This is a genomic window from Lentzea aerocolonigenes (assembly GCF_000955955.1).
In the GTDB taxonomy this organism is placed as follows: domain Bacteria; phylum Actinomycetota; class Actinomycetes; order Mycobacteriales; family Pseudonocardiaceae; genus Lentzea; species Lentzea aerocolonigenes_A.
Genome location: NZ_JYJG01000524.1, coordinates 1 through 698 on the forward strand (window position 1 = coordinate 1; position 698 = coordinate 698).

General features: G+C 65.5%; 1 protein-coding gene and 1 pseudogene. Both read right to left on the reverse strand.

The features are described from left to right. Nucleotides 1-241, reverse strand: a 241-nt coding sequence (locus UK23_RS45630; protein WP_156213869.1) for a hypothetical protein, incomplete at its 3' end; no start/stop codon positions are given. Between the two features lie 271 nt (nucleotides 242-512). Then, nucleotides 513-698, reverse strand: a pseudogene (locus tag UK23_RS45635) (carbohydrate ABC transporter permease); the annotation flags it as partial.

The following is a 698-nucleotide window of genomic DNA, read 5'->3' on the forward strand; positions in this document are numbered from 1 at the left end:
CCGTACCCGAGTTGGTGTGCGCCCCCTGCGCCGGGTCGTGGCCGATGCTCCAGTCGTGCGGCAGACGCGTGTCACGCCAAGCCGGATCGCTCGCGGCCGGCTGCGGAGCGTCCGCACCGGTCTTGTTGACCAGGAGGAACTTCCACGCACCGGTGAAGTCGACCGTCCGCCCGGTCGGCTCGACCTGCTCCGCCGGAGCGGACCGGGCGGTCCCCGCCGCACCGCACATTCCTGCCGCCACAACACAACCGAGAACGATTCCCCACAACCTGTTCAACCGTCGATTCGACCGTCGATTCAACAAATCACACCGCCCGTCGTGATTGATCCGCCGAGACCAACGTCAGACATGCTTCACAGGAAAGCGCTTTCCAGCCTGGCACGCAAGGGCGTCAGGCGAATCAAAGCCGTTCTCGCCACACGAGTACGCGAGCAGAACGTCCACAAAGGAGCGTTGCGTGGCCCTCAGGCAGGAGGCAGTGCTCGACATGATGAACCGCTGTCGGCCGGCTTCATTTGACCGCTCCCGCGGTGATGCCGCGGGTGAGGGTGCGCTGGAAGATCAGGAAGAACGCGATGGCGGGGATCACGCCGAGCAGCGCCGAGGCGCTGGTCATCGTCGCGTCCATCAGCCGCTGTCCCTGCAGCACACCCAATGCGACCGGCACGGTCTGGGTGTCGTTGGAGATCAGCAGGAC